At 60.0% G+C, this 25917-nt stretch carries 31 protein-coding genes and 1 pseudogene; 18 read left to right on the plus strand and 14 right to left on the minus strand.

Going from position 1 to position 25917, the window contains the following annotated elements:
- The first annotated feature begins 54 nt into the window (after nt 1-54).
- The 3 genes from JZX87_RS05825 (at nt 55) to JZX87_RS05840 (ending at nt 2263) form a co-directional block, all read left to right on the plus strand.
- A complete protein-coding gene (locus JZX87_RS05825; RefSeq protein WP_148143923.1) occupies nt 55-486 on the plus strand; it encodes a Ros/MucR family transcriptional regulator in 432 nt (143 codons plus the stop codon).
- 429 nt (nt 487-915) lie between these two features.
- The gene (locus JZX87_RS05835) at nt 916-1377 is read left to right on the plus strand and encodes a helix-turn-helix domain-containing protein (protein ID WP_343062385.1); all 462 of its coding nucleotides are present in this window, start codon (nt 916-918) and stop codon (nt 1375-1377) included.
- Entirely contained in the window at nt 1370-2263 is an 894-nt protein-coding gene (locus JZX87_RS05840) for a DUF6456 domain-containing protein (protein WP_286194173.1), read from the plus strand. The genes JZX87_RS05835 and JZX87_RS05840 overlap by 8 nt, the downstream gene beginning before the upstream one ends.
- Before the next feature lie 5 nt (nt 2264-2268).
- Here the strand turns inward: JZX87_RS05840 and JZX87_RS05845 are convergent, their stop codons facing one another.
- The 3 genes from JZX87_RS05845 to JZX87_RS05855 all read right to left on the minus strand — a co-directional run bounded on the left by JZX87_RS05845 (nt 2269) and on the right by JZX87_RS05855 (nt 3981).
- On the minus strand, nt 2269-2691 hold the full coding sequence (locus JZX87_RS05845; RefSeq protein WP_148143922.1) for a SufE family protein: 423 nt from the start codon (nt 2689-2691) through the stop codon (nt 2269-2271).
- Nucleotides 2692-2854: 163 nt separating this feature from the next.
- The gene (locus tag JZX87_RS05850) at nt 2855-3289 is read right to left on the minus strand and encodes an Imm50 family immunity protein (protein WP_206824443.1); all 435 of its coding nucleotides are present in this window, start codon (nt 3287-3289) and stop codon (nt 2855-2857) included.
- A 260-nt stretch (nt 3290-3549) separates the two neighbouring features.
- Entirely contained in the window at nt 3550-3981 is a 432-nt protein-coding gene (locus JZX87_RS05855) for a DUF5330 domain-containing protein (RefSeq protein WP_148143920.1), read from the minus strand.
- Nucleotides 3982-4487: 506 nt separating this feature from the next.
- Between JZX87_RS05855 and JZX87_RS05860 the strand changes: the two genes are divergently transcribed.
- Nucleotides 4488-6053: a sensor histidine kinase gene (locus JZX87_RS05860; protein WP_206824445.1), complete on the plus strand. Its 1566-nt coding sequence runs from the start codon at nt 4488-4490 to the stop codon at nt 6051-6053.
- The gene (locus JZX87_RS05865; protein WP_206824455.1) at nt 6025-7248 is read left to right on the plus strand and encodes a peptidoglycan-binding domain-containing protein; all 1224 of its coding nucleotides are present in this window, start codon (nt 6025-6027) and stop codon (nt 7246-7248) included. The genes JZX87_RS05860 and JZX87_RS05865 overlap by 29 nt, the downstream gene beginning before the upstream one ends.
- A 123-nt stretch (nt 7249-7371) precedes the next feature.
- Here JZX87_RS05865 and JZX87_RS31995 read toward each other — a convergent pair whose 3' ends face one another.
- Both JZX87_RS31995 and JZX87_RS32000 read right to left on the minus strand, forming a co-directional pair.
- A complete protein-coding gene (locus JZX87_RS31995; protein WP_502711301.1) occupies nt 7372-7836 on the minus strand; it encodes an SRPBCC family protein in 465 nt (154 codons plus the stop codon).
- 6 nt (nt 7837-7842) lie between these two features.
- Nucleotides 7843-8151: pseudogene (locus tag JZX87_RS32000) on the minus strand (ArsR/SmtB family transcription factor); the annotation flags it as partial.
- 91 nt (nt 8152-8242) lie between these two features.
- Between JZX87_RS32000 and JZX87_RS05875 the strand changes: the two are divergent.
- Nucleotides 8243-8590, plus strand: coding sequence for a DUF1491 family protein (locus JZX87_RS05875; protein WP_206824459.1), 348 nt, complete (start codon nt 8243-8245; stop codon nt 8588-8590).
- A 3-nt stretch (nt 8591-8593) separates the two neighbouring features.
- Here JZX87_RS05875 and JZX87_RS05880 read toward each other — a convergent pair whose 3' ends face one another.
- Both JZX87_RS05880 and JZX87_RS05885 read right to left on the minus strand, forming a co-directional pair.
- Complete coding sequence (locus JZX87_RS05880) at nt 8594-9664, minus strand: DUF2336 domain-containing protein (protein ID WP_206824461.1); 1071 nt, start codon at nt 9662-9664, stop codon at nt 8594-8596.
- Nucleotides 9665-10084: 420 nt separating this feature from the next.
- Nucleotides 10085-10303 (minus strand): hypothetical protein, encoded by a 219-nt coding sequence (locus JZX87_RS05885; RefSeq protein ID WP_206824463.1) that lies wholly within the window; start codon nt 10301-10303, stop codon nt 10085-10087.
- Between the two features lie 29 nt (nt 10304-10332).
- Between JZX87_RS05885 and JZX87_RS05890 the strand changes: the two genes are divergently transcribed.
- Entirely contained in the window at nt 10333-10521 is a 189-nt protein-coding gene (locus tag JZX87_RS05890; protein WP_206824464.1) for a hypothetical protein, read from the plus strand.
- Nucleotides 10522-10650: 129 nt separating this feature from the next.
- Here the strand turns inward: JZX87_RS05890 and JZX87_RS05895 are convergent, their stop codons facing one another.
- The 3 genes from JZX87_RS05895 to JZX87_RS05905 all read right to left on the minus strand — a co-directional run bounded on the left by JZX87_RS05895 (nt 10651) and on the right by JZX87_RS05905 (nt 14198).
- On the minus strand, nt 10651-11262 hold the full coding sequence (locus tag JZX87_RS05895; RefSeq protein ID WP_183822706.1) for a DUF1254 domain-containing protein: 612 nt from the start codon (nt 11260-11262) through the stop codon (nt 10651-10653).
- Nucleotides 11255-11842, minus strand: coding sequence for a DUF1214 domain-containing protein (locus JZX87_RS05900; protein WP_148143911.1), 588 nt, complete (start codon nt 11840-11842; stop codon nt 11255-11257). Before JZX87_RS05900 ends, JZX87_RS05895 begins: the two co-directional genes overlap by 8 nt.
- A 103-nt stretch (nt 11843-11945) precedes the next feature.
- A complete protein-coding gene (locus JZX87_RS05905) occupies nt 11946-14198 on the minus strand; it encodes a transglycosylase domain-containing protein (protein ID WP_206824466.1) in 2253 nt (750 codons plus the stop codon).
- 193 nt (nt 14199-14391) lie between these two features.
- Here JZX87_RS05905 and JZX87_RS05910 point away from each other — a divergent pair, with 193 nt between their 5' ends.
- The 9 genes from JZX87_RS05910 (at nt 14392) to JZX87_RS05950 (ending at nt 21438) form a co-directional block, all read left to right on the plus strand.
- Nucleotides 14392-14853, plus strand: a complete 462-nt coding sequence (locus tag JZX87_RS05910) for a YcgN family cysteine cluster protein (protein WP_206824468.1) — start codon at nt 14392-14394, stop codon at nt 14851-14853.
- Between the two features lie 158 nt (nt 14854-15011).
- On the plus strand, nt 15012-16118 hold the full coding sequence (locus tag JZX87_RS05915; RefSeq protein WP_206824471.1) for a helix-turn-helix transcriptional regulator: 1107 nt from the start codon (nt 15012-15014) through the stop codon (nt 16116-16118).
- A gap of 106 nt (nt 16119-16224) precedes the next feature.
- Nucleotides 16225-18735: a heavy metal translocating P-type ATPase gene (locus JZX87_RS05920; RefSeq protein WP_206824472.1), complete on the plus strand. Its 2511-nt coding sequence runs from the start codon at nt 16225-16227 to the stop codon at nt 18733-18735.
- The gene (gene cueR / locus JZX87_RS05925; RefSeq protein ID WP_206824480.1) at nt 18732-19163 is read left to right on the plus strand and encodes a Cu(I)-responsive transcriptional regulator; all 432 of its coding nucleotides are present in this window, start codon (nt 18732-18734) and stop codon (nt 19161-19163) included. Before JZX87_RS05920 ends, cueR begins: the two co-directional genes overlap by 4 nt.
- A 75-nt stretch (nt 19164-19238) precedes the next feature.
- Entirely contained in the window at nt 19239-19439 is a 201-nt protein-coding gene (locus JZX87_RS05930) for a heavy-metal-associated domain-containing protein (RefSeq protein ID WP_206824482.1), read from the plus strand.
- 25 nt (nt 19440-19464) lie between these two features.
- Complete coding sequence (gene nudI, locus JZX87_RS05935; RefSeq protein WP_206824484.1) at nt 19465-19890, plus strand: nucleoside triphosphatase NudI; 426 nt, start codon at nt 19465-19467, stop codon at nt 19888-19890.
- 31 nt (nt 19891-19921) lie between these two features.
- Nucleotides 19922-20380: a GNAT family N-acetyltransferase gene (locus tag JZX87_RS05940; protein ID WP_206824485.1), complete on the plus strand. Its 459-nt coding sequence runs from the start codon at nt 19922-19924 to the stop codon at nt 20378-20380.
- Nucleotides 20381-20452: 72 nt separating this feature from the next.
- The gene (locus JZX87_RS05945) at nt 20453-20992 is read left to right on the plus strand and encodes a GNAT family N-acetyltransferase (RefSeq protein ID WP_206824488.1); all 540 of its coding nucleotides are present in this window, start codon (nt 20453-20455) and stop codon (nt 20990-20992) included.
- Nucleotides 20993-21084: 92 nt separating this feature from the next.
- On the plus strand, nt 21085-21438 hold the full coding sequence (locus JZX87_RS05950; RefSeq protein ID WP_206824489.1) for a hypothetical protein: 354 nt from the start codon (nt 21085-21087) through the stop codon (nt 21436-21438).
- A 23-nt stretch (nt 21439-21461) separates the two neighbouring features.
- On the opposite strand, the gene JZX87_RS05955 is transcribed toward JZX87_RS05950, so the two are convergent.
- Nucleotides 21462-21797, minus strand: a complete 336-nt coding sequence (locus JZX87_RS05955; RefSeq protein ID WP_206824491.1) for a hypothetical protein — start codon at nt 21795-21797, stop codon at nt 21462-21464.
- Nucleotides 21798-21990: 193 nt separating this feature from the next.
- Here JZX87_RS05955 and JZX87_RS05960 point away from each other — a divergent pair, with 193 nt between their 5' ends.
- Nucleotides 21991-22464 (plus strand): VOC family protein, encoded by a 474-nt coding sequence (locus tag JZX87_RS05960; RefSeq protein ID WP_206824493.1) that lies wholly within the window; start codon nt 21991-21993, stop codon nt 22462-22464.
- A 203-nt stretch (nt 22465-22667) separates the two neighbouring features.
- Nucleotides 22668-23585 (plus strand): DMT family transporter, encoded by a 918-nt coding sequence (locus tag JZX87_RS05965; protein WP_183824052.1) that lies wholly within the window; start codon nt 22668-22670, stop codon nt 23583-23585.
- A gap of 53 nt (nt 23586-23638) precedes the next feature.
- On the opposite strand, the gene JZX87_RS05970 is transcribed toward JZX87_RS05965, so the two are convergent.
- From JZX87_RS05970 to JZX87_RS05980, 3 genes are all read right to left on the minus strand, one after another.
- A complete protein-coding gene (locus tag JZX87_RS05970) occupies nt 23639-24250 on the minus strand; it encodes a hypothetical protein (protein ID WP_206824495.1) in 612 nt (203 codons plus the stop codon).
- Nucleotides 24251-24280: 30 nt separating this feature from the next.
- Entirely contained in the window at nt 24281-24850 is a 570-nt protein-coding gene (locus tag JZX87_RS05975; RefSeq protein ID WP_206824498.1) for a GNAT family N-acetyltransferase, read from the minus strand.
- 274 nt (nt 24851-25124) lie between these two features.
- The gene (locus JZX87_RS05980; protein ID WP_148143896.1) at nt 25125-25760 is read right to left on the minus strand and encodes an outer membrane protein; all 636 of its coding nucleotides are present in this window, start codon (nt 25758-25760) and stop codon (nt 25125-25127) included.
- Nucleotides 25761-25917 lie beyond the last annotated feature (157 nt).

Here is a 25917-nt window from a genome sequence, read left to right on the forward strand (position 1 = left end):
GAAGCCGCGGAGGTCGCGGCTGGCTCCGTATATAAGTCGAACAGGAGACCGGAAATGACAGATATGGCACTGGGCAAGGGTCCCGAGCTGCTGGTGGAACTCACCGCAGATATCGTGGCTGCCTATGTGAGTAACCACGTAGTTCCCGTCGGCGATCTCTCCAACCTGATTGCAGACGTACACACCGCATTGAGCGGCACATCTTCCCCGACCCCGGTCGTCGCAGCGGTTGAAAAGCCGAAGCCGCCGGTGCCGATCAAGAAGTCGATCGAGGACGATTATCTGATCTGCCTCGAGGATGGTCAAAAGTTCAAGTCGCTGAAGCGCCACCTGATGACCCATTACAACATGACGCCGGATGAATACCGCGAGAAGTGGGGCCTGCCGGCTGATTATCCGATGGTTGCTCCGGCCTACGCCGAAGCTCGTTCGCGTCTGGCGAAGGAAATGGGCCTCGGTCAGCGCCGCAAGCGCACCCGTAACTGATTTGTAGAGACTGGCCGGGCTTCGTCCGGCCAAAAGCAAATCCAGCCAGAAGCCACTTCGGGCGAGAGCCGCCTTGTGGTGAGCCACTGCCGCGCGCTTCTGCACATGGAATTGGGTCGGAAACCAAAGCTTGAGCAATGGCTGTGATCTCTCGTAGCCAGTCTGCTTTGGTAAAATGCGCGCCCTGAGGCGCCACGAAAAGCCGGGCTGTCGCTCGGCTTTTGCGCATCCGGCCCATGTCCGAATGCTGGTCCTGATCTGCTTTTTGACAGAAAACGGGGATGGATTGAGGAAATAAATCCTATTTCCGCACAGAGAAATCAAAAAAATATAAGCGTTATCAATGTTTCCATAAGAAGCTGCTCTTGCCTACATTCCCCGTTAGCGCTGAAGGTGTATGAATTAATTCCTATTCAAGAAGGAGTTGTCATGCCTTTTGAGACTTCGACCAAACAAGAGGGGCCGACGAACGGGAGACGCTCCGATACGCTTGCTTGCAATATAGGTGCGGTTCCTCTGGTTGCCGACGCTAAGCCCGTCTACCCGGCAAGCCTTCCTGCGCGTATCGTCTGCCGTATCGTCAGCCAGATCACGGCGGAAACGATCTCGCTTCTGAGCGACCGGGTGATGGTGCGCAACGAGCGGCGCCGGCCTTCCTGCCATGTGCGGCAGATTTCCATGTATGTCTGCCATGTGGCGCTGCGAATGTCGTTCAGCGATATCGGCGCGGCTTTCGGCAGGGACCGCACCACTGTCGGCCATGCCTGCCATGTCGTCGAAGACCGGCGAGACGATCTGGCCTTTGACGAATTCGTCTCGGCGATCGAACGCATGGCGACGGCAGTCTTCCAGTCCTCGGACCTTTTCGGACGCGAGGGTGGTCATGACTGAAGGATCGAGGCGTGACCGTTCAGTGCAGCCGGGGTCGTCCACAACATCGGGGCGGGCCGTATCCGTCAAAGGTCTCACGCGCCTGGTGCGTCACGCCGTCAGTGCCGGAAAGGCCGGGCTGGTGATCGCGAACGGCTCTGCCGGTACCGTTCACCTTGGCGAGGAGCGTCGTTGTTATCCCGAGACGGTGCTGAGACAAGCCGTTTCGCTCGGCCTTGTCACTCGCGCAGCCGGCCTCGTGCAGGCATCAGCCGAAGCCCGCAACTTCCTGCGCCGCGCGCTTGCTGCAGCGGGGATGGAAGGTGAGGGTGGATTTGCCGGGCAGCATGGCGAGATCGTCAGGACGGCGGTGGAAATCGACGGTGCGCGCCAAAATGTCAGTCGCAATCTCGATGATACGCCGCTTTCCAGCCTGGCGCGCTTGAAGGACAAGGCCGGCACCCCTTTCTTTCCCTCCGAGGCGCTTGGCGCCGGCGAAAAGCTGCTGGATGATTTCACTCGCGGTCAGTTGCAGCCGCGTATCACCTCGTCCTGGGAGCCGCGCCTGTCTTCGCGCGGCAAAGGCGAGGCGGGCGGCCTTGCCGATATCGCGACAAGCGCGCTGGAAGCGCGCCGGCGTTTCGGCCGCGCGATGGAGGCGATAGGACCGGAGCTTTCGGGTGTAGCAGCCGATGTCTGCTGTTTCGGCAAGGGGCTGGAACTGGTTGAGCGGGAACGGCAATGGCCCGTGCGCTCCGCCAAGCTTATGTTGAGGACGGCGCTTCTTGCCCTTGCCCGTCATTATGCCCCGCCGCCGCGTCATGCGCAGAGGCGCCACAGCCATCATTGGGGCACGCAGGATTTTCGCCCCGCCGCCGAGTCTTACGGCAGCAGCGGGTCGTCGTAGATCTATCAGGCAGCAGCTTTCAAACGCGCCTCTTCGCGGATGCGCTTGACCATCGAGCGCAGTCCGTTGGCGCGTTGCGAGGAAAGATGTTCGACAAGCCCGATCTGGTTGAAGATGTCGATCGCATCGGTCGCCACGATTTCCGAGGCGTGCTTTCCAGAATAGGTGGCCAGTACGATGGCGACGAGCCCGCGCACGATATGGGCATCGGAATCACCTTCGAATGTCATCACCGGATCGGCGCTTGCATCCTTCACATGGCTTACAAGCCACACCTGGCTGGCGCAGCCCTGCACCTTGTTTTCAGCCGATTTCTGCGCCTCCGGCAGGTCGGGCAAAGCCTTGCCGAGTTCGATCACATACCGGTAGCGATCTTCCCACTCGTCCAGGAAGGCGAAGTCGTCGATGATCTGGGAAAGCTCTGCCATGGTCTCGTCCGGTGTTTTTCTGTTTTCTCCATATAGGTATTTTGCGCGCCGATAACAGAAAAAACTGAATAGATGCAGGCAAGAGGTGCGGCGGCGTCCCGCATCATTCCGAATTGGCTGAACGGCTGGCGTGCAAGCTTTCGCAACCGAAACCCTCAAGGCGTCAAACCCGTTTCTCTTGTTCGTATGGAACGAGGGATATCGCCACAGTCTTTGCCCGGATGAAGCCGTCCAGGCCGTAGCAGGGCAAAAGTTCGATCTCGATATCAAGCTCATCCTGAGGCAGTGCGTAATAATCGGATCGGCCTCGATCGGTCGCGCGCTGGAGCAAAAGCCCGCCGATTACATTTTGACCGCTGAAGCCATCCAGTTGCAGGTCCATCATGCCTTCCAGAGTGAAGGTCACGATGGCATGTTTGTCGAGTTTGATGAACCCGTCAGGATCGACTGCATCGGTCATGATCCAGCCATGTATCTTCAGCTCGCTGGCTCCGCTTCTGTTGAGGGACAGGCTGATAATCTCGGCATCGTGGAATGTTGGCAGTTCTCCAAACCATGCCAGCAATTCCTTTCCGCCCGCAACATCTTCGTAAATCATCGATCATCCCGCGCCCGACCCGGTTGTATTTCACAATAGCCGGCCGCAGGCGCCTTGCAACGTGCCCGGTCAACCCATCGGTCGAGTGCCGCGCAGGGTGGCGGTGTCCTGAAAGCCGGGATCCCATGCAAAAAAATCGCCGCAAGGAGTTTCTTCCTTGCGGCGTCAGCAGTTGCTGAATTCAGGGCGGGCAGTCAGGCGCCGGGAACCGTTGGCTGTGGGGCCGGGCGCAAGTCGTAAAATTCAAGGAATGGTCCGTTTTATTGAGCGGGGCGTTTCAGCGGCAGCGGCACGGAACCGGTATGGACCGGGGCGGAAGGGGCGATCGACTGGGTCTTGACCGCATCTCCCGGGAAAGGCGTCGGCTCGGGATCCTGTTTCAGCGCCACATCGGCGGGATTGGCGGCAGGCTTGTTGTTGAAATGGCTGTCGAGCAGTTCAAAGGCGACATGCGCGCCTTCGGCAGCGCGCACGCCGAGAACGGAAAGCGTCTCCGCGCCTTTTGCACAGACATCCGGCTTTTCGGCGCATAGACCAGAAATATAGCTGTAGGCACCTGTCGCAGCCGAGATTGCGTCGCCCATCTGTACGGCGCCGGCACCCTCGCTGACCTCAAGCGGCCTGTTGCTGAAGTATGAAAGCACCACCAGCACGGCTGCGAAGAAGATACTTCCCTTGATCAGAAACCACATTGCCCTATTCCGTCCGACCTGGCCTGTCCCACCCTCGGGTCCGGCTTCGCCACTTGTTTTTCCACAGCAGAGTATTTCTGCCGGGCGTCGGTCTGTGCCGCTCTTGAACACCACCGTACCGGGGGGAAGCAAATACCCCTTTGACGCGACCGCTCGGATTTATCTAAAATTTGATCTAAATCGACACACGCCCCGCATTTTCGCCGTCCAGCGCGGCATTTGTCTCAAACTTTAGCGAATGCCGTTAAGCATAAATGGGGCGGCGGTTCGAAAGGCAAGGCGTTTTGCCCGGCCCGTTCTGCCACAATCATTAACAGCACGCGAAAAATCGAGATAAATCCATCGCTTACCTGTCGTTAACTACGATTGCAGATGGGTGTCCGATTATGTGCCAAAGCCGGAAGACCCGGCTTCTGACAGAGTGTCGAATCGCGCATCCTTAGCCTTTCTTTAAGTCGCGGAAGCCTAATGTGACCGCGTAAAACGAGTTCGTGTCAGGGTATTGAGTGCGCGTATTGGGTAACATTGCTGGGAAGGCTGTTGAGGTAGTCGACAAGACCGCCGAACGCTGGCTGGCGCGCCTTGGTGGCGAAGTGGTTCGGGGAACCGACATCACGCTGCTGCGCCGTATGGTGCTGACCGCCGCCGTATCGCTCGTCGCGATCCCGATGGCTTTGACCGCTCTGCTGCGTCCGGTTCTGGCGCTGCCTGTCGGTGTTGCGATCGCCGCCTCGGCTTTCCTTGTCGCCGCTGCGATCGCCTTTTCGCGTCCCCGCCCGCTGCCGCAGCCGGCAGCCAGTGAAGATCTTTCTTTCGATGCATGCCCCGGCCTGATGTTGTCGCTGGATGCCCAGGGACATGTGCACAGGGTCGGCGGCCGTGATGCCCATTCGTTTCCCGCAACGATCCGTGATTGCGCAGGCGTAACGCTCGCCGAGCGCGTTCATGTTTCGGATCAGATCGCGCTACTCCAGGCTTTCGACATGCTGCGCCAGGGCGCATCGCGGGCCGAGACGGACGTTCGGGTGCAGAAGACGTTTTCGGTTGCCGATGGACGCCAGTTCGTTCTCGTCCGTTTCGATTTTACCGCCATCCGCGACGGCGAGGGTAGCCTTGTCCAGGTAATCGCCCAGGCGCGCGATGTCTCCGAATACGATGCGCTGAAGCGCGAGGCCGAGCGTCGCCAGGAAGAGGCCCGTTCCGCCCACGAGACGAAGTCGCGCTTCCTTGCGGCCGTCAGCCATGAGCTGCGCACGCCGCTTAATGCCATTCTTGGTTTTTCCGACGTGCTGGCTGGTGAATATTTCGGCAAACTGGCAAACGACCGCCAGCGCGAATATGTCGGGCTTATCCGCCAGTCGGGCGGTCATCTTCTTTCCGTCGTCAATACCATGCTCGACATGTCGAAGATCGAGGCCGGCCGCTACGAACTGCTGATCGAGCCCTTCGCGGCATCGGAAGCGATCGAGACCTGCCGCGCCATGCTGGACCTGCAGGCCCGCGACAAGGGTATCACGCTGACGGCGCGCGTCTCCCGCGCCCTGCCGGAAGTGCAGGCCGATCGCCGCGCTCTGCAGCAGATCCTTATCAATCTCGCCGGCAACGCCATCAAGTTCACCGAGCGCGGCGGCGTGGTGTCGATGGATGCTGCGGTCCGTGGTCGCGATCTCGTCGTCACAGTCAGCGATACCGGCATCGGCATCGCGCCGGAGAAGCTCGGCACGCTCGGCCAGCCTTTCACCCAGGTGGAAAATGGCTATAGCCGCAATTACGAAGGCACCGGCCTCGGCCTGGCGCTGACAAAGGGACTGGTTGCGCTCCATCGCGGCACGTTCGCGATTGCCAGCAAGCCGGGCGAGGGCACCGTCGTGACGATCACCTTGCCGATGGGCGGCCCCGATACGGCCGATGCCGACGAGCCGATGGCGGAAACGGTGGAATTCCCGCCGCGGCTGAGGACCGTGCAGTTGAAGAATTCGGATGAAAAGGCCATGATGGAAGGGGCCGCGATGGAGCGGTCCGAAATTCAGCTGGGATGTGTAAATGACCACGCGGAAGCGAAAAGCGCCTAAGGGGCGACGGACAGCGAAGGAGCAAAGCCTTCCGTCCCGCATCCTTGCGGGCACGGGCTCCGCCGTGCTTTACGGCGCGACCGGTTCCGCACGCGGTATCGGCGGCGCCATCGTCCGCAATCCCAAGGCCACTCTTTACGCCACGACCTTCATCGTTGCTTTCTCCTTCGTTGCAGCCAATGCGCTCTGGTATCAGCCGGGTGGCCATCCGGCCCCTTTCCTTGCCACGCGTGATGCTCACGATCCAAACGCGCTTGCCGGTTATCGACAGTTTCGCCAGGCCGATCCCGCGGACGTGACCACTTTCCGGATCGAGCGTGCGCCGGCAGGCGGGCAGACTGCGCCTGAAAGATCCGCCGCCCGCCCGCCTGCTTCCCTACAGACGGTGGCCTCACCCGCGACACAGCCCGTGACGACGGCACCCGCGGCGGCACCCGTGGAAGCACCCGCTGACGACATCCGCTCGATCATCGCAGGCCAGACGCCGGCGGCGCAGTCCGCGCCCGGCACGACGACGGATGCGGTGCTGGTTGCAGGCATCCAGCGCGAGCTCGCGCGCCGCGGTATCTATCAGGGCACCGATGACGGCCTGATGGGGCCTCGTACCGAAAGCGCCATTCTCTTCTTCGAGGAAGCCTCCGGCCTTCCGCAGCGCGGCAAAGCCACGCCGGAACTTCTGGTCGTTCTTCAATCGCAGTCCGGAAGTCGGAGCCAAGCACAGGCCACGGCCGCGCCGCTGCCGATCCCGCGCCAGGCTCCAAGAGCGGATGCATCCAGAGCCGAGGCGCCGAAGGCTGAGGCGCAAAGAACTGCGGCTCGACCCGCGACCCAGCCTGTCGTCCAGCAGATAAAGGCTCCGGCCCGCAACGAAGATCCGGTCACGGCTGCAATCCGCTCCTCCGAGCGTCAGCCGGGCATGATGCCGCCGGCCGAAATTCCGGGCGCGCGCCGGGCCGCTGCTGCGCCCGTACAGACCGCCGCCAGACGATCCGATCCACTGCCCGCCTCGCAGATGGTGCTGCAGATCCAGAAGGGCCTGTCGAACATTGCCTATACCGATGTCGAGATCGACGGCGTCGCCGGCACTCAGACCAAGGCTGCCATCCGCCGTTTCCAGAAACACTACCGCCTGCCAGAAACCGGCGAGCCCGACGAGGTCGTGCTGCAGAAGCTGAAGGCGATCGGCGCGCTGTAGGGGAGGGGAAACCCCCGACGGTCGCTCAGGCGGTCAAGAAGATGAAGACGCCGTCGAGCAGGCAGTATTAAAGACAGCCAATTGGGCAAACGCCATTCTGCCGATCCCCTTTCGTTGCCCCCATCATCCGTGCATGGGAGCAGCTATGTAAAAAGGCTCGCCCGTTTCTGCGAGCGTCTTCAGCCGCGACAGGGCTTCGGGCCATCCGCCGCCAACCGCCTTGCTTGTGGCGGTGTCGCCGCCGAAATCGTCGTGTGTCAGTGTCAGCTTGCAGGCATTTTCCCCGACAGCCTCGATGAGCCAGGTCACGCGCGACGCCGGATCAACAGCGACATCCGGCGACCATTGGGCGCTGAAGGAATGTACGAAGCGGTGCGGAGGATCGATCTCCAGAACCTTGCCGACAATCATTGCGCGATCTCCGACAAAGAATGTGATGGCGCCGCCCACGACCCATTCCGTTCGTGAGGTCATGTTGAAGTGTTGCCAGAGCGGCGTTTTCTCATCATCCGTGAGAAGGGCCCACACCTCTTGCGGTGTGGCGCGAATGAACATTTCCCAGATGTGCTTCGGTATTGCTGATGCCATGGTTGCGTCCCTTTTCTCGGCGACAGCTTTGATGTCGTTTATCGTTTGAGCAAACGGTGCGGCAAAGCGCGAAATCCAGCGATCCGCGATCTCCTGGACGGGAAGCGGATTGAGGTAATGCAGCTTTTCCCGGCCGATCTTGCGGGTCACTATGAGATTGGCGTCTTCGAGTATGTTGAGATGTTTCATCACCCCGAAGCGGGTAATGGACTGATTACGCCCAAGTTCGTTTAACGTCTGGCCATCTCGTTCACGGAGATGGTCTAGAAGTTCGCGCCGGAGCGGGTGTGCCAAGGCATTGAAGATATCATCCATGCAGATGAATATGTGACCAATTGGTCACCCGTCAAGATGTGGCCATTTCACATCGTTTGCTTCCGCCGCCAATCCATCCTATTCACTCTCCATGCGTCTCCGTTCCGATATCTATGTCTCCGCTCTCATCCGCCGCGTCTTTGGTCTCGGCGGTTTTGCGGCGGTCGAGCACAAGGGGGCGGACGCGGCGGGGGCGATCTTTATCCGGCAGCGGTTTCGCGACGGGCTGGAGAGCCTCTATGCTCCGGCACCGCAGAACTTCTTTTCAAGTGAGGATGACGGCAGCCGTAAATTCGAGATGCGGCTTGAGCGTGCCGAGCTGGATCTCATGCGCGAGGCGCTCGACAGGGAACTGCGTTTCGATCCCGATCTATGGCTGGTCGAGCTGGAGATCGACGACATCGGCGATCTCTTCCCGGTGATAAAGCCGGATCCCTGATCCTCAGCGGATACTGAAACCGGAAGCGCTTCTGCGCAGCGTGGCCGAGGTACGCACAGACCTCTCCTCGATAAAGGCTTCGGCTTGCGTTGTGTCGGTATCCGCGCCGGAAAACAGTCTGGAAGCAGCCTGGTCCGCACCATAGGTATAACGATCGGCCCTGCGCCAGGCTTCCACACGCGCATTGCACTCTTCTTCGTCCAGTGACTGCCACAGGCTTTCTGCCTCCGACACGCCATCCGTCGCTTCCGCCAGATGGCCGTAGAGGCGGGTAAGGATATAGGTCGCGTCCGCCGATTGCATGCCGAGGCTCTTCAGCACGGTGGCAAGCTGGCGGCCGGAGAGATCGAGCAGGACACGTTCGGCCAGCCAGCGGCTGGTCGTCAGGATGTCCGAAAGCGCGGTGACGAGAAAGGTCGCTTCACGGTTGCGAGCAAACCGCACCAGAAGCGCTTCCTGCACTTCCGAAAGGCTGCGCAGGCCGAGACGATCGCCTTCGACCCGTTCCACATGGCCGGCAAGCAGCTTGATCCGGCGGCGAAGATCTTCTTCACGCGCACGTTTGTCGGTATCGATGGACGTGTCGACTTCCGCCCTCGGCATCTCCACGGGCGCCGAACCGGGATAGGGCTCGGCTGTGGCGCTTCTGGCCTGCCGGGAAATATCGGGACGCAGGCCTACCAGCGCATCGATGACTGTCGGAGAGAGCGCGGCACGGCTCACGATAGCGCGCGCATGCTCGGTGCCCTGGCAGCGGGCGATGGTGACCAGCGCCTCGTCGGAGAGGCAGGTCGATGTCATCAGGAACGGAGCTGCGACGGCGATCGGCTGGCTACCGAGAAAGAAGGCGACGGCGGCAGGAACGTTGGGAGATTGCGCAAGGGCGGCGACCGCCTGCCGGCGCGCCTCGTCGGATGAAGCGGAAAAGATCGGCATGAAGAGTTCGGCGAACTGCCGCAGCTCCGAACGCGTCGGATGGGACAGCGCTTCAAAGCTCGTCACCGTTGCCATCAGCACGACGTCCTTCCTGCGCAGCGCCTGCGGTCTCTCAAGGTCTCGAAACTCACTCGTCACGGGCAAACTCTTCGAACGCAATACAAACAGAGGTGCCGACAAACGCGTTTGGCCGCCGCAGGGCAGCCGACACGTCATCTACCTTACCTTGGAAACTCCCGGTGGGCGGGCAGTATCAGCCGGCGTTTCCGCCGGTTTCGTCACCCGCTCAAGGTCGATTTGATGCTAGGCTCAATAGGGTTAATGTCTGGTGAAGACGGCTCGTTTTGGGACATCCTGTCCACAGCCGATATGCTGGCCGGCGACAGGTCCGCATCCCGCCAGCTGGCCTCGGTCGCTGCGCCGTTCGCGGATAAATAGAGAAATCTGAATTCTGTGGCCCGGATAATGAACCAAATCTGCAACACCGCGTTAATGATCCGATCTTGAAAGCGGATTTCCAGCGGGCGCTACTTTAGCGTTAATATCTCGTTAACCCTCTTATGGCTGAATTTCGGCAATGGCCGGCAATAAAGCCGGAAAGGGCAGTATACTTGATTGTTGCTGCAGCTGCTGGTTCAGGCGGAACGGGCAGGTGAAATGTCGCAGCGTCTGGCAAAAAGACGCTTTGACGAGAAAGACGCGGATGTCCGTGAACCCTTCGGGGCAGGCACGGGCGCGTCGGCCCAGTTGGGCAGGATGAAATAGAGCCGCCTTCATCCCTCTCGATCCCTTGATTGGAGACGAGCATGGCAGAGATAGTGGTAATGAATCTATGGCGTGATCGGAAAGGCCGAAAGGTTTCGAGCCCGACGGATGCTTCCAACCTTGCTATTGCGGGTGAGATCGTGATGTTCACCGGCGTGCGTTACGAACGCTTTGACGATCGCATGGACCGCAAGGCCGAAAATCACGCTGTCCGTATCGAACAGAAGTGAATTCGAAAACCCGATCTTGTGAGATACTGAGGAATGCTGCGCAAAGACGCGCGGCGGCATTGGTTTCAGGGCAAGCAAGAATATGGTGAACCCAGGCGTCGCGAGCGGATCCGGACGATCGAGACGCGCTTAGAACTGGACCCTGGTTCTCCACTGGAATGGAGCACAGGTCGCCTGATCGAGAAATTTCGATATGACCGGAACGACGCTTTTATGCGTCACGAAACTTCTCAAGACCGCATACCCCTCCGTCTGCTGCGCCTCGACCAGCACGGTCTGTGAAAAGCCTCTCGGCAGGCTCTTTCGAAGAGCGGCAAGTTGTGCCGGCGTTCCCACGACTACATCCAGAACATGATCCGCCGATGTGCGGTCGTTGATCGAGAATATCTCGTCGGACGAAGCATCGAACACGCCGAGCGACCAGAACGGAACACCGCTGTTCGGAGCCGTCAGTCTCACCGGTGTTTCGCTTATGTCGAATGAACAGACCGACATCTCCATCATCGGGTCTTCTTTGGAAAGCCCGGCGCGGTCCGGCTGCTCGCCGAGACGATAGAAGCGGTGGCTCTCTCCCTCGGCAATGATGCGCGTATAGGCGTCCCGCTGGGAAAACTGCGGCAGCGAAAAGACGATGATCAGGTGCAGCAGGGCTGCACCCACAAGCCCGGTGAAGATCGCAAACAGGATCTTCAGCCACAGGAAGTCGCGTCGCAGCGAAAGGAAACTGAACAGCCTAGACATTGCCGCATCCGATCCTGCGGATGGCCGGCATGGAAAGGTCGATCAGGCCGGAGCTTCCGGCCGCCGGCGTATCGAGCAGGGTCAGTGTCAGGCGAAACTGGCCTTGCTGAGGGCTTGCCAGCCAGTTGCCGGGGCGGGCGCGCGAGGCGATCGTGATGTCGAGAGAACCATCCGGTTGTCGCCCCACCATGCGGGAATTGAGCGAAGAGGGCAGGTCCGCATCCGCAGCCGGTGGACGGCCGTCCGGTCCTGTTGCAAACAGCGTCCAGAAGCGCGCGGTCGGCGTCTGTCCGGTCAACTGATAGGTGCAGCTTCCGGAAAGTCTTGCGCCGCTGTCATCGGTCGTGGCCGTGAAGCTCAAACCTTCCGCCGTGGCATAAAGAAGCTTGCCTGCATTGGCGCGGTGAGACTTGGCATAAGGATCCGCATCCGCCGTCTGCGCCTCCGGGAAGGCTTCCCAGGAGCCGAGCTTGATCGCGCCGAAACCGATCGTGGCATCGAGCGCCAGCCGGGTCGACCAGATCCCGCCTCCGAAGGCGATGGCAAGCGCGATTGCGACGAGAAAGGGAACACGGAACACGAGCAGTCTGGGTCCTCGGCAGAACGGTGCAGGGAGGATTAGCATTGATTCTTTTGTGGGGAAATGCCGAGATGCCATTCCGCTGTGGGGAGCGTAGATCCTCTCACGGTATCGAATTCGTCACCACAGGGCTGACGATCGCCGTTCCCTTGCGTAGATCGCTGGCGGAACCCTGTCGCAGGCCTGCTGCGGGTCTCGTGGCTTCGGCAACCTTTTCGACACCCGCCACCAGCGGCGGTGCCGCCTTCAGCGCCTGTGCCAGTTGCTTCAGAACGCGGGTCGATTCGCCCGAGAGCGAACGCGGGCGCGTCAACGCCATCAGTGCCGGATCCTCTTGGCGTTGCTCGGCCGGCGTATCGCCCTTTTTGTGGTTCCCCGTCGGGAGCGGATTTTCGATGCCGGGAATGGGTCTGAGTTCGATGCCCTGATGTGCATAGTCCATCAGCTTCTTGAACGTCATCGCCGGCAGTGCGCCGCCGGTCATGTTGTTCATCGAGGTGAAGTCGTCATTGCCGAACCAGACGGCAGTCGTGTAATTGCCGGTAAAGCCGATGAACCAGGCGTCGCGATAGCTCTGCGACGTACCGGTCTTGCCGCCGGTGACGATGCCGCCGTCAAGCGCTGCGCGCCGCGCCGTGCCGATCACCGGGATCTGCGTCAGGATGCGGTTCATCGACGACATTGCCTTTTCCGAAAGCACGGGGTTGGCAGGCATCTCGTCACGGTTGAAATCGTAGAGAACCTCACCGCCATAACCCAAAACCTGTTCGATCCCGTGGCGACGCGATTGCATACCGCCTGCCGGCATCACGGCATAGGCCGTCGCCTGGTCGAGTACGGTCACTTCCGAGGTGCCGAGCGGAATGGTCTTATCCATGCGCAGCGGCGTCTCGACCCCCATCGCCTTCGCCGTTTCGACGATCACCTTGGTGCCGAGCACATCCTTGGCAAGCCGCACGGGCACGGTGTTGAGCGATTGCGACATCGCCGTCAAAAGCGAAACACGGCCCTTGTAGGATCGGGCATAGTTCTGCGGTGACCAGCCGCGCCAGGTGATCGGCGCGTCGGAAATCATCGTTTCCGGCGTCATGCCGTGTTCCATCGCGGCCGAATAGGTGAACAGCTTGAACGACGAACCCGGCTGGCGCAGCGCCTTGGTGGCGCGGTTGAACTGGCTTTCGCCATAATCCCGGCCGCCGACCATGGCGCGCACGGCGCCGCCGTTCTCGATCATCGCCATGGCGCCCTGCTTGACCTTGTAGCCCTCGCCGAACTCGCGCAGGCTGGATTCCATGGCCGCGTCGGCTGCCTGCTGCAGGCCCATATCGACAGTGGTGCGAACCACGACAGAATGTTCCTTGATCTTGCCTTCCTTGGCCAGCCGCTGCACCTCATCGAAGGCCCAGTCGAGGAAATAGTCGGGAGATTTCACGTCGGCCCGGTCGATCGCGGTTGCCGGGTTGCGCCGCGCGCCGATCACCTGGCCTTCCGACATCAGCCCGCTCTGCACCAGATTGGACAACACGTCGTTTGCGCGGGCGCGCGCTGCCGGCAGGTTGACATGCGGCGCGTATTTCGCCGGCGCCTTGAACAGACCGGCCAGCATGGCGCTTTCCGCCAGGCTGACATCGGTGATCTTCTTGCCGAAATAGAATTGCGAAGCCGCAGCCGCCCCGAACGTGCCGCCGCCCATATAGGCGCGGTCGAGATAAAGCGACAGGATCTCTTTCTTCGACAGGTTGGCTTCCAGCCACACGGCCAGAAAGGCTTCCTTGATCTTGCGCTCGATCGAACGCTCGTTGGTCAGGAACAGGTTTTTCGCCAACTGCTGGGTCAGCGTCGAGCCGCCCTGCACGACGCCGCCCGCCTTGGCATTTTCCGTCAGTGCCCGGCCAAGCCCGATGAAGTCGATGCCGTAATGGTCGAAGAAACGTCGGTCTTCGGTTGCCAGAACCGCCTTGATTAGGTGATCCGGCAATTCGTCGATCGGCACCGAGTCTTCATGGATAATGCCGCGATGGCCAACCACATTGCCGTAACGATCAAGAAAGGTGACGGCAAAATCGCCGCGGTTCTTCCAGTCTTCCTTGGTCTCTTCGAAGGCGGGAAGTGCCAGCGCCAGAAGCACGACGAAGCCTGCCGTGCCGAGCGTCATGGCCTCGCCGGCCACCTCGAAGGCGAGTTTTTTCCAGCCACGCACGCGAAAACGACGGAAGAATATGGTGATCTCTTCCCAGGCTTCGGCGAGTTTGAAGCCAAGGTTCCAGACGGTGGAATCGATCCAGCTGTCGACACGCAGCAGGATGTGGCGCTTCTTGCGCGGCCGGCCCTCGGGTGCTTTGGGTTCGTCCTGCAATCTTTCCTCCCGTCCGCAATGCCATTATTTTAGCTTTTGCGTTTGGCTTGACGTAGCCCCTGACAACGATCAAGAGCATAAGCTGGCCACGGTTAATCAGCATTAGCTGACAATTGGTTGATGCGCGATTGTAAAATCGCAACGTGAAAAGGGCGGCCGACACGAATTGTATCCGACTGCCGCAAAAGTGATGATGAACGACGTACCTTTCTGGAAACTGAAGTCCCTCGACGAGCTGACGCCGGGCGAATGGGAAAGCCTGTGCGATGGCTGCGGCCTCTGTTGTCTCAACAAGCTGGAAGATTGGGACACGGGTGATGTGGTCTTCACCTCGGTCGCCTGTCGCCTGCTGGACGGCACGACCTGTCGCTGCAGCGACTATCCCAACCGTCAGAAAACCGTACCCGACTGCATCCAGCTGACACCGCAGGAAGTACGCGAGATACACTGGCTGCCGCCGACCTGCGGTTATCGCCTGGTTCGCGATGGCGAGGATCTGTACTGGTGGCATCCGCTTGTCTCGGGCGATCCGGAGACAGTACATCAGGCGGGAATTTCGGCGCGCGGACGCACGGTCAGCGAGGTCGAGGTCGACGTGGACGATTTCGAAGACTATGTCGTCAGCTGGCCGCTGCATGTGGGGTCTGAGCGTTAAATCGAGGCAAACCACAGGTTTCCGACACGGGTGTACGATACCGTACAAAGCATTCCGCGTGACTAAGGCGCCATTCATCTATGTTGTTTGGCGCATATATAGTCTATTGAACTGCTGATATGTATCGTTGCAACTGTCGAAAGCCGTGATTTCACTCGATGAATGCTCAAAGCACTCTGGCAGATCGCCTTTACGAGGCAGCCCTTGTCCCCGAACTCTGGACGGAGACTTGCGAGCGGCTGGCGATTGAGGCGGGGTCTTCTACCGCTTCGATCTTCACAGTCGATGCCAGCGGCAATCATCGTTACGTCACTACCCCCAATATCGCCGACCTGTTCGCCAAGTTCGTTGCCAGCGATCTGAGATTTCAGAACCCGCGCCCGGCGCGCGCCATGCAGGCTTCGCCCTTTTCCTTCGTACGCACCTCCGACATCCTGACGCCGGAAGAGATGCAGGGTGATATCATTGCGCGCGAGTTCTTGAAGCCGCATGGTATCGACTGGGAAGCCGGCTGGGCCTTCCAGGAGCCGACAGGCCATGTGATCGTGATCACCCTGATGCGCAAGGCCGGGCTCGACAATTTCTCCCACGCGCAGATCGCCAAGCTCAATCACCTGAAGCCGGATCTGGCGCGCGCTGCCTATATGGCCTCGAGGCTTGCCTTCAATGAAGCGCGCTCGATGACGGAGACCTTGTCCATGCTGGGCCTTCCGGCCGCCGTGATCGGTGATGGTGGTCAGATGCTCGCCTCCAATCCGGAACTTGAAGCACTTTCGCCGCGCATCCGCACTGGCGCCGGCGACAAGATCCTGCTCGAAAGCCCGGGGGCTCGCGCACTGCTCGACGAGGCGATCGAGCGCTACAAGGCGCAGGCGGTGCCGACCGTCCAGTCGGTGCCGGTAATTTCTCGCGATGAGCTGCCGCCTCTTATCCTGCACCTTCTGCCGATCCGCCGCGCGGCACGCGATATCTTCTCGCGCTCCATGGCTGTGCTTTCAGTCACCCAGGTTGGGCAGGTCGGGCCGCCGGATATGCGGGTTCTCTGCGGTCTCTTCGATCTGACGCCCGCCGAAGCCAAAGTGGCGCGCGGCATTGCTATGGCCCATACGCCGGAAATGGTCGCCGCATCCCTTAACATCTCGCTTGAGACAGCGCGCTCGCACCTTAAGCGCATCATGCAGAAAACCGGCACGACCCGGCAGGCTGAACTCGTCCTTCTTCTCTCCGGCCTCAACGCGCCGGGCGTGGGGCAAGGCGGGCGTTAGGCAGAAGTTCGGCCCGTGCGTTTTCGTCGCTGCGAATTATTCCGTCCTGTCCTTGACCTTCCCATCATGGGAAGCCTTACATGCGGATGCGAAAGGATCGCATCTCATGAACCAGCACCCTGGACATACCCATTCCGGTATCGCCGAACCTTTGACCATTCCCGTAGAGGGCATGACCTGCGCTTCTTGTGTGCGCCGGGTTGAGACCGGCGCTGCCAAGCTGCCGGGTGTCAAGACGAGCGCCGTCAACTTCGCGACGAAGAAGCTTACCGTCGAAACGGGCGAGGGGTTTGATCCGCAGGCACTTGAAAAAGCGATCCACAAGCTTGGTTATGAAGTACCTGCGGGTGCGATGGAACATGCATTGCGCGAGGCGGGAAGGGTGGTGACAACCGCTCCGCCGGAGGCTGCCCCTCACCCTAACCCTCTCCCCGTGAACGGGGAGAGGGGACGTGGCCCACGCAAGGGCGCGGTGGATGAAGACGGTGCGGCATATCCCTTCTCCCCGTCAGAACGGGGAGAAGGTGGCGGCAGCCGGATGAGGGGCAGCGCCGCAGACCACGCTCACCACCATCACAAGTCTCACTCCACCCACGACCACGCCCACATGCACCAGGGCGAAGAGGCAGCGCTCAAGCGGGATCTGGCGATCGCCTTCATCCTCACCCTGCCGCTATTCGTGCTGGAAATGACCGGCCATGCCTATGAACCGTTCCATCACTGGCTGATGGGCGTCATCGAAACACAGAACCTCTATTATCTCTACTTCGTGCTCGCGACGGCCGTCATCTTCTGGCCCGGCCTGCGCTTCTTCAAAAAAGGCCTGCCGGCGCTGTTCCGCGGTCATCCGGAAATGAACTCGCTGGTGGCGGTCGGCGTGGCGGCGGCCTACGGTTATTCGCTTGTCACCACCTTTGCCCCCGGCCTGCTGCCGGAAACCGCCCGCTATGTTTATTATGAAGCCGCCACCGTCATCATTACGCTGATCCTGTTCGGCCGGCTGATGGAGGCCCGCGCCACCGGCCGCACGGGTGCCGCGATTGAGAAGCTTGCGGGCCTGCAGGCAAAGACCGCCCGCGTCGAACGCGATGGCCGCGAGATCGATGTGCCAGCGGCAGATGTCGTTCCGGGTGATATCGTTGTCATCCGTCCGGGCGAACGCATACCCGTCGATGGCACGGTGCTCGATGGCCAGTCCAATATCGATGAATCGATGATTTCGGGCGAACCGATCCCGGTTGCAAAGTCCGCAGGCGCCACCGTCATCGGCGGCACGGTCAATACGACGGGTACGTTGCGGTTTACGGCTGAAAAGGTCGGTCGCGATACGATGCTCGCCAGCATCATCCGCATGGTCGAGCAGGCCCAAGGGGCAAAACTGCCGATCCAGGCGCTGGTTGACCGCGTGACCGCGTGGTTCGTCCCGGCGGTCATAGCGCTCGCCGTCATCACCTTTGCCGTCTGGTATATCGTCGGACCCGACCCGAAGATCACCCATGCGCTGATCGCGGCCGTTGCTGTTCTCATCATCGCCTGCCCCTGCGCCATGGGGCTTGCCGTTCCGGTCTCGATCGTCGTCGGCGGCGGCCGCGCGGCGGAACTCGGTGTATTGTTCCGCAAGGGTGATGCACTGCAGGGCCTGCAGGATGTGGCGACCGTCGTCGTCGACAAGACCGGCACGGTCACCAAGGGACGGCCGGAACTGACCGATCTCATTGTCGCTCAAGGTTTTGGTGAAGCGGACGTTCTGGAAATGGTCGCAGCCGTCGAGGCTCGTTCCGAACACCCGATCGCCGATGCCATCGTCAAGGCTGCAAGGGCGAGGGGGCTTGAAGCCGCGAGCGCCGAGGACTTTTCTTCCGTCACCGGTTACGGCATCCGCGCGCGTGTCGGTGGCCATGAGGTGGCGGTAGGCGCTGACCGTTACATGCAAAAGCTCGGCGCTTCAGTCGACACATTCGCCGACGTCGCGAAACACCTCGGCGACGAAGGCAAGACCCCACTCTACGCCGCCGTCGATGGAAAACTTGCCGCCATCATAGCCGTCGCTGACCCGATGAAGCCGTCAAGCGTCGAGGCCATCCACGCCCTGAAGGCAATGGGCGTCGATGTCGTCATGGTCACCGGTGACAACCGCCGCACTGCAGAGGCGATTGCCGCCCAAGTCGGAATTCACAAGGTCGTTGCCGAAGTGCTGCCCGAGGGCAAGGTCGAGGCGATCCATGATCTGCGGGCCGACGGCCGCAAGCTCGCCTTTGTCGGCGACGGCATCAACGACGCCCCCGCACTGGCCGAGGCCGATATCGGCATTGCCATCGGCACCGGCACGGATGTGGCGATCGAAAGCGCCGATGTCGTTCTGGTCGGCGGTGAACTTACCGGCGTCGTCTCGGCAATCGCCGTCAGCCGCGCAACGATGAAAAACATCCGCCAGAACCTGTTCTGGGCCTTCGGTTACAATGTGGCGCTGATCCCGGTTGCCGCCGGTGCCCTCTATCCGGCCTTCGGCCTGACATTGTCGCCGATGATCGGCGCTGGCGCCATGGCGCTGTCGAGCGTCTTCGTGCTCGGCAATGCGCTGCGACTGAAAACCTTCAAGGCGGAGGATCAGGCATGAATATCGGGCAAGCATCGGGCGCATCCGGCGTCTCGGCCAAGATGATCCGCTATTACGAGCAGATCGGCCTGATTGCGCCAAAAGGCCGAACAGAAAGCAATTACCGGGTCTATGGCGAGGAAGAGGTGCATGTGCTGCGCTTCATCAAGCGTGCCCGTTCGCTCGGCTTTTCGCTGGAAGAGACCGAGACGCTTCTAAAGCTCTGGCAGGACAAGAGCCGATCGAGCGCCAGCGTCAAGGAAATCGCCACGAGCCATATCGATGATCTCGAACGCCGGATCGCCGAAATGCAGGGCATGGTGAAGACGCTGAAACACCTTTCCCATTGCTGCGGCGGCGACCATCGGCCGGACTGCCCTATCCTCGATGATCTAGCGGGCGAGAGCTCTGTTAAGGGCGCGCGCCGCACCGGGCGAGAGCCCTGTTAAGGGCGAAAGCGTCGCATAGCCAAACACCGTATCGAACACGCATAACCACACGAGCTACCAAAGGAGTTTTTTGAGATGACCGCCATATTCACTGTAGCCGACATGACCTGCGGCCATTGCGAAAAGACCGTCCGCGCCGCCCTTTCCGAAGCCCTGCCGGGCGCTGCCGTCACCATAGACCTGCCGTCCCACAAGGTTACGGTAGAGGGCGACAGCGCCAGAGCCGAAGAAGCAATTCGCGAAGCAGGCTACACGCCGGAAACGGCAGCCGCCTGAGCAGCTCGAGTTGGGGGACGGGACCATGAGGCAACGCATCATCGTATGTCCGCTGATCGAAAATGACGGCGCCTATCTGCTCTGCAAGATGCCCTCCGACCGGGGCGTGTTTCCCGGTCAATGGGCGCTTTCCGGCGGAGGGATGGAAGCCGGAGAAAAGATCGAGGAGGCGCTGCGGCGTGAGATCCGCGAGGAATTGGGGGAGGGACTGACGATTGCGGAAGTCACTCCCTGGACTTTTCGCGATGATATAAGGACCAAAACCTATCCGGACGGCTCGACCGAGGAGATTTACATGATCTACCTCATCTTCGACTGCCGCGCGGTTAGTCGCGACATAACCATCAATGACGAGTTCGAAGACTACGCCTGGGTGCAGCCCGGCAAGTTCGAAGCCTATGACCTGAATGCCGCGACGCGGGTGACGTTAGCGGCGAAGGGTTTGCTTTAGGTCCGGGCGGTCCTTGAGGAAGGATATTTAAGTGCTTTCAGTGAGATCTCGCGCTTACTGCATTGAGGATCGGCTTGCCTGTCTCGCTGTCTTCGATAGCAATGTTCCCCATTTCTTCGCTCTGCAGGAGCGTCCAGATTACATCGAATTTCTGGCTTCCGAAGTTCTGGAACGTCCGTATCTCGTCGTCCAGGATGGCAAAGAGATCATCGGTTGCGGTGGGCTGAAAGTGATTGCAGAAAAGAAAACAGCTTTCCTGTCGTGGGGCATGGTCGCATGTAAATATCACGGCAAGGGCGTTGGTCGCTTCCTTGCCGAAGCGCGCCTGGATCTCGCTAAGACTATTCCAGAAGTCGAGGCAGTCACGCTCAATACAAGCCAGCACACCAGAGGCTTTTACGAGAAGTTCGGCTTCGTTTCGACGAGTGTCACGCCGGACGGTTACGCTCCGGGGCTGGACCGTTGGGATATGATACTCAAGTTGAAATAACCGCCTTTCAAACAGCCCGTCCTCTAGCTCGGATATGATGCCGACTAACTCACCCCGGAAAGTCCCGCCATCATGCTCTCCTACCGCCCGGCGGTCCCGTCCGACGCTCAGATGATCATCGACCTGCACGTGTCGATGAGCCAGAGCGTCTATGCGCATATCCTGCCGCAAGCCTATCTGAAGGACGTTCTTCCGGCTGAAAAGCAGGAGCTTTGGAAAAAGCGCTGCGCCGAGCTGCCATCTCCCGATCACCTCGTCATCATTGCCTGCAGCGGGGCGGAAATCGCCGGTTTCTGCTGCTTCGTCTTCAATGAGGAAACCGAATTCGGCACCTATCTGCACAATCTCTACGTATCGCCGTTTTTCCAGGGAAAGGGCGTAGCGAAAACGCTTCTCCGCGAGGCACTCTCCAGCTTCGAGAATTCGCGAAAAGACCTGCCGGTCCATCTCGTCGCCTTCGCGAAAAATATCCCGGCGACTGCCGTCTATGACCGGCTTTGCGGTTTGGTGATCGAAAGGCGGGAGGTCACACGGGCGGGCAATCCGGGCGTGGAATTGGTGCGCTATCAATGGCCCACAGCGCACGACCTTCTGGATAAGCTTGCGGCTTGAGTGATGTCGTCGGCCCATAACCGACGCATTCCGGTGCGAAACAGCCCCCATTGGCATCCCGCCACCGAAACCCATGCAGGGAGATCCATTCGATGAACGAGAGCTGTCCCGTCCTGAGCCCGGTAGAGAGGCAATATATGCAGATCGACGAGAAGGTCCGGCATGCCATGATGGCCAGGATCTACAAGGCGATCGAGGATGCGGCAGCGCAGGCGGCCGAAGAACTGAAATCGACCGAGTGGACGGACGCGCCGCCAGCCTACGAATATTTCGTTTCGGTCGCCCACCAGAAGCTCTTCGTCCACCTCTGCGGCGGTCATCCCGAAACCTTTCAGGGCGGCGATCCCGAACTGGCCGCCCATATCCTGAAGAACGGCCAGAACATCGTCGATCATTATTTTATCGGCGCAAAGGTGGAACCCGGTGCAGATAAATCTCCTGCCTGAAGAAGCTTGGCCGCAGGTGGATGTCAACGCCCCTGCATCACCCTTATCATGTTGGGAGTGGGCGTGCTCCAGACAGACTTCACATCTTCATAGGTGATGCGGCCGTTCGCCAATCCGCCGTGCAACCTGTTGCAGAATGTCGATTTCGCCTGCTTTTCCTGCACGTTCATCAGCTTGGCCAGATTTCCGGTTCTTTCCGAAGACCAGTGCCTCTTCGTGCAATCGGCAATTGCCTGCGCACGCACCTTGGGGCTGCCTTCAAGCGTCGTCTGCAGCGCATCATATTGCGCGCGCGTAGGCGCACAAGCACTCAAGGCAGCCACTAGCGATATTGATGTCAAGATATTGATAAATTTCATTTATATCCCTCTATTCCATGGATCTTGCGATAATCCTTCAAGCGAACGGCCGCAACATCGCCGATCAATATTTTATCGGAAAGAATCAAACCTGCTGTCGGATCGGCGATCAGCCCTACGTCTTCAATGCGAGATAGATCTGCGATCCGCCCAAAATGGGAGAGCCGGACGCAACAGCAACGGGAGGCCTGCCATGAACAAGAACACGATCTGCCTTTGGTACAACAAGGATGCCGAGGACGCGGCGCGGTTCTACGCCGAGACGTTTCCCGACAGCGAAGTCGGTACGGTGATCCGTGCTCCCGGTGACTATCCGGATGGCGTCGAGGGCGATGTTCTGGTCGTCGAATTCACCGTCGCCGGTGTCGCCTGCGTCGGGCTGAATGGAGGCCCCCATTTCAAGCACAATGAATCCTTTTCCTTCCAGATTTCCACCGAGGATCAGGAGGAAACGGACCGCTACTGGAATGCCATCGTCGGAAATGGCGGCGAGGAAAGCGAATGCGGTTGGTGCCGGGATCGCTGGGGCATTTCCTGGCAGATCACGCCGCGCACGCTGATGGAGGCGCTTAAAGTTGGCGGCGCCGAGGCGAAACGCGCCTTCGATGTGATGATGACGATGAAGAAGATCGACGTTGCCGCAATCGATGCTGCGCGCCGGGGCTGAGGCAGGTCTCTGTCGGCTCTGGCCCTGATTGCCGCAGGACAATATGACGTCCTGCTTTAATATCCCTTGCAATCAGGTTGGCCCGAGGAGTATGGAGCGCCCATTCCAACAGGTATCGAGACGATCCCGGTATGGCTCGGGGTCTTTTCCCCGGCGTAATCCCGGCCGCCATCGAAAATGGCGTCGCGGAGCGCCGAAAGATCATGAAAGCAACAACGGCTTATGCCGTCGGCGGCAACGCCATTCTGGCCGGCATTCTTCTGATGTTGCTCGGCGACCTGATGTTCGCCCTGAACGATGCCATGGGCAAATGGCTGGTCGCCAGTTTTTCTGTCGGGCAGGTCCTGCTGCTGCGTTCACTCGGTGCCTTTCTGGTTCTGGGGCCGCTTTTGGCCCGCAGTTCGACAACCTCGCTTTTCAAGGTCGAAAAACCGGGCCTGCAGTTTGCCCGTGTGGTCATGGCAACTGCCGATACCGGCCTGTTCTACGCCGCCGTGGTCTATCTGCCGCTCGCCGACGTGATGACTTTCTATATGGCCGGACCGATCTATGTGGCGGCGATCTCGCATTTCTTCCTTGGAGAGCGGATCGGCTGGCGGCGCTGGCTGGCGGTCCTGATCGGCTTTGTCGGTGTCATCATCGCGCTTCGCCCGTCGGAAGCCATGCTTTCGTGGCCATCGATGTTCGCCCTGGTCGGTAGCCTCTCCTTCGCTCTGTCGCTTGTGCTTGGCCGCGTGCTGCGCTCGACGCCCGACGTGACGCTGGTGACCTGGCAGACACTCGGCGCCCTTGTTGCAGGCATCTTCTTCAGCGTCGGCAACTGGAGCCCGTTTACCGGCCAAGAGCTTTTCGCGCTCCTGCTGCTCGGCGTCGTTTCCTGCTCGGCGCATCTGCTGATCACCCGCTCGCTCAAGCTCGCGCCGGCCTCGGTTCTCGCGCCGCTGCAGTATACGCTGCTTTTATGGGCGATCGTTTTCGGCTGGGCCTTTTTCGGTGATTTCCCCGATGCGCAGACGCTTGTCGGCGCCGCCATCATCGTCATTGCCGGCATGTTCATCTTCCACCGCGCCAAGGTGAAAAAGGTCGAACCCGTCGTGCCGAACAATTCCAGCCACGGGTGAGGGAAGGGATGCAGATCGACCGCTTTTGAGGTCGATCTCCTGTCTTTTGAACGTCAGCCATCATCCAGCGATGCGATAAACGCATCGAATGCGCTGATATCGTAGCGGAGCGGGTTGGTGGTGATGGAGCCAAGCGAAAGCCCGGTTTCCGGCAGTCCCCAGCGCACGCGACCCACCAGAATTTCGCCCATCCGCGTGTACCAGCGCAGAAGTGAGGGCTGGAGCTGTACGTTGAGATCGAAGCGATCCCGCGTTTTTGAGGTATCGGCATCCCGCTGCTGCCGGGCTATGGCGGGATCGATGGCCTTGACGAAATAGGCATCGGCGAAGCCGAGCCGCTTTTCGGCAAATGCCGCGCGGCTCGTCTCGAGTTGCAACCGCCATTGTGATTCCGGCAGAACACCGAGCTGAAACATGCCCCAGTTGTAGTGCAGTTTCTGCGGGTCGGTGTCGCAGATGGCATGGCCGGTTGCCTCTTCCATGGCAAGCGCATCGCCCCACCGCTTGGCATTCCAGTTTGTCCAGTAAAGTGCCGTCGCCAGTCCCGTCTCGGGCTGTTCCCTGCGATCTGCCGGATAACTCTCGCGGATCAGATGGGGTTGTGCATGCTCCCGGCACCAGGTGGTTTTTCCCGCGGCGCTGATGCCCTCTATGACGATGATCACTGTGCCCTCCCTTGTGCTTTTCCGGTTCAGCTATCCTTCAGGCGAACCCGCTCGGTCATCTGCGTCATTGATCCGCGCCGTCAGCACATGGTCGCGCCATGCTCCGTTGATCTTGAGATAGTCCCGGGCGAGCCCTTCCACCTCGAAGCCGAGGCGCTTGAGCAGTGCGCCGCTTCTTTCATTCTCGGGAATGTAATTCGCCATCACCCGGTGCAGTCCATAGGTGTTGAACACATGCGGGATCAGCCTGTCGAGCACTTCGAACATCAGGTTTTTGCCCTGCATGTCGCGGTCGATCGAATAACCGAGATGGCACGCCAGAAATACGCCCCGAATGACGGTGGTGAAATTCGCTACCGCGATAATCTTGCCGCCTGCCTCCAGCCTCACGACATATCGATAGGCAAATCCCTTGAGCGCTTCGCCGGCAAAATCCCTTGCCCGGTCCTTCCATGCGTCGGCCGAGTGATAGCCCTCCTCGCGCAACGGTTCCCAAGGGCCGAGATGCGCGGCATTGCGCAGGTAATAGGCGGACAGATCATCCGCATCGTCGGCGCGGACGAGGGTGATGAGCGTTCGTCCCGTTCTTATCGGTTGCATCTTGCTGTCCGCAATTTTGACGCTTCGGATGACCGGCCTGCGATCTATGGCGTGTCGTCGCTATCGTGCCTCGCATCCGCCAAGTCAACCTTTCCCCGCGCGGCCGGCGTCTACCGCTCGCTTGGCTGGGGCAATGCACAGGATATCGGCAGCGCCGATATCCGTCTGACCAAGCACCGTAATAGAAGCGCCGCATAGGCTCCGGTGCGCACAAAAAAACCGCCCGCACAGATCGTGCGGACGGCTTCTCCTCGTGCCTTGGCATGCGGTATTTCTAGAACTTCACACCGACGCCGACCTGGAAGACATGCTGGTTGAAATCGACATCCAGCCCGCCGATATCGCCGTTGCCGTAATCGTTGTAGCGATATTCCAGCCGGCCGAAGATGTTGTCGGTAAAGGCGTGGTCGACGCCCGCGCCGATCGTCCAGCCATGCAGGGTGTCGTCGTCGTTGAAGCCGGCAGGTCCGTTGACCTCGACATTTGTCGCAGTCCAGCCGCCAGCCGCATAAACCAGCGTGCGGTCGAAGGCGTAACCGACACGGCCGCGAACGGAACCGGAGAAGCCGCTCTCGGCATCGAAGCCGGCGCCGATGTCTTCATTGTTCCAGTCGTAGTTCACGTCACCTTCGATACCGGCAACGAAACCGTTGGAGAACTGCCAGTTATAGCCGGTAAACGCGCCGAGACGCCAGCCGTCGAAATTGTCCGAGCCGACGCCTTCGAGATCGCCATCACCCCAGCCGTAACCGGTATGAGCGCCAAGATAGAAGCCTTCCCAGGTAAACGACGGCGCCATTTCAACGGCGACCGGCGCGGTCGGGATCTGCTCCACGGCGTCTGCTGCGTAGGCTGCGGTCGATGCGCTGAAAGCGGCGACGGAAGCGGCGAGAATGAAAAGACCCTTCATGGATTTTCCCTCCATAAGCATTGCGTGATGAGATGGCATGTAGGAGCGATTGCTGAAAAGGCAGTAGCAAAAATGTCACATGCTGAAAAATCGATCATTGACTGCCGATAGATTGGTCTTTGTGCCTTCTATTTGCGCGTCGATTGATCTCTTTCGA

Source organism: Agrobacterium sp. Ap1 (genome assembly GCF_017313375.1).
Taxonomy (GTDB): Bacteria; Pseudomonadota; Alphaproteobacteria; order Rhizobiales; family Rhizobiaceae; genus Neorhizobium; species Neorhizobium cellulosilyticum.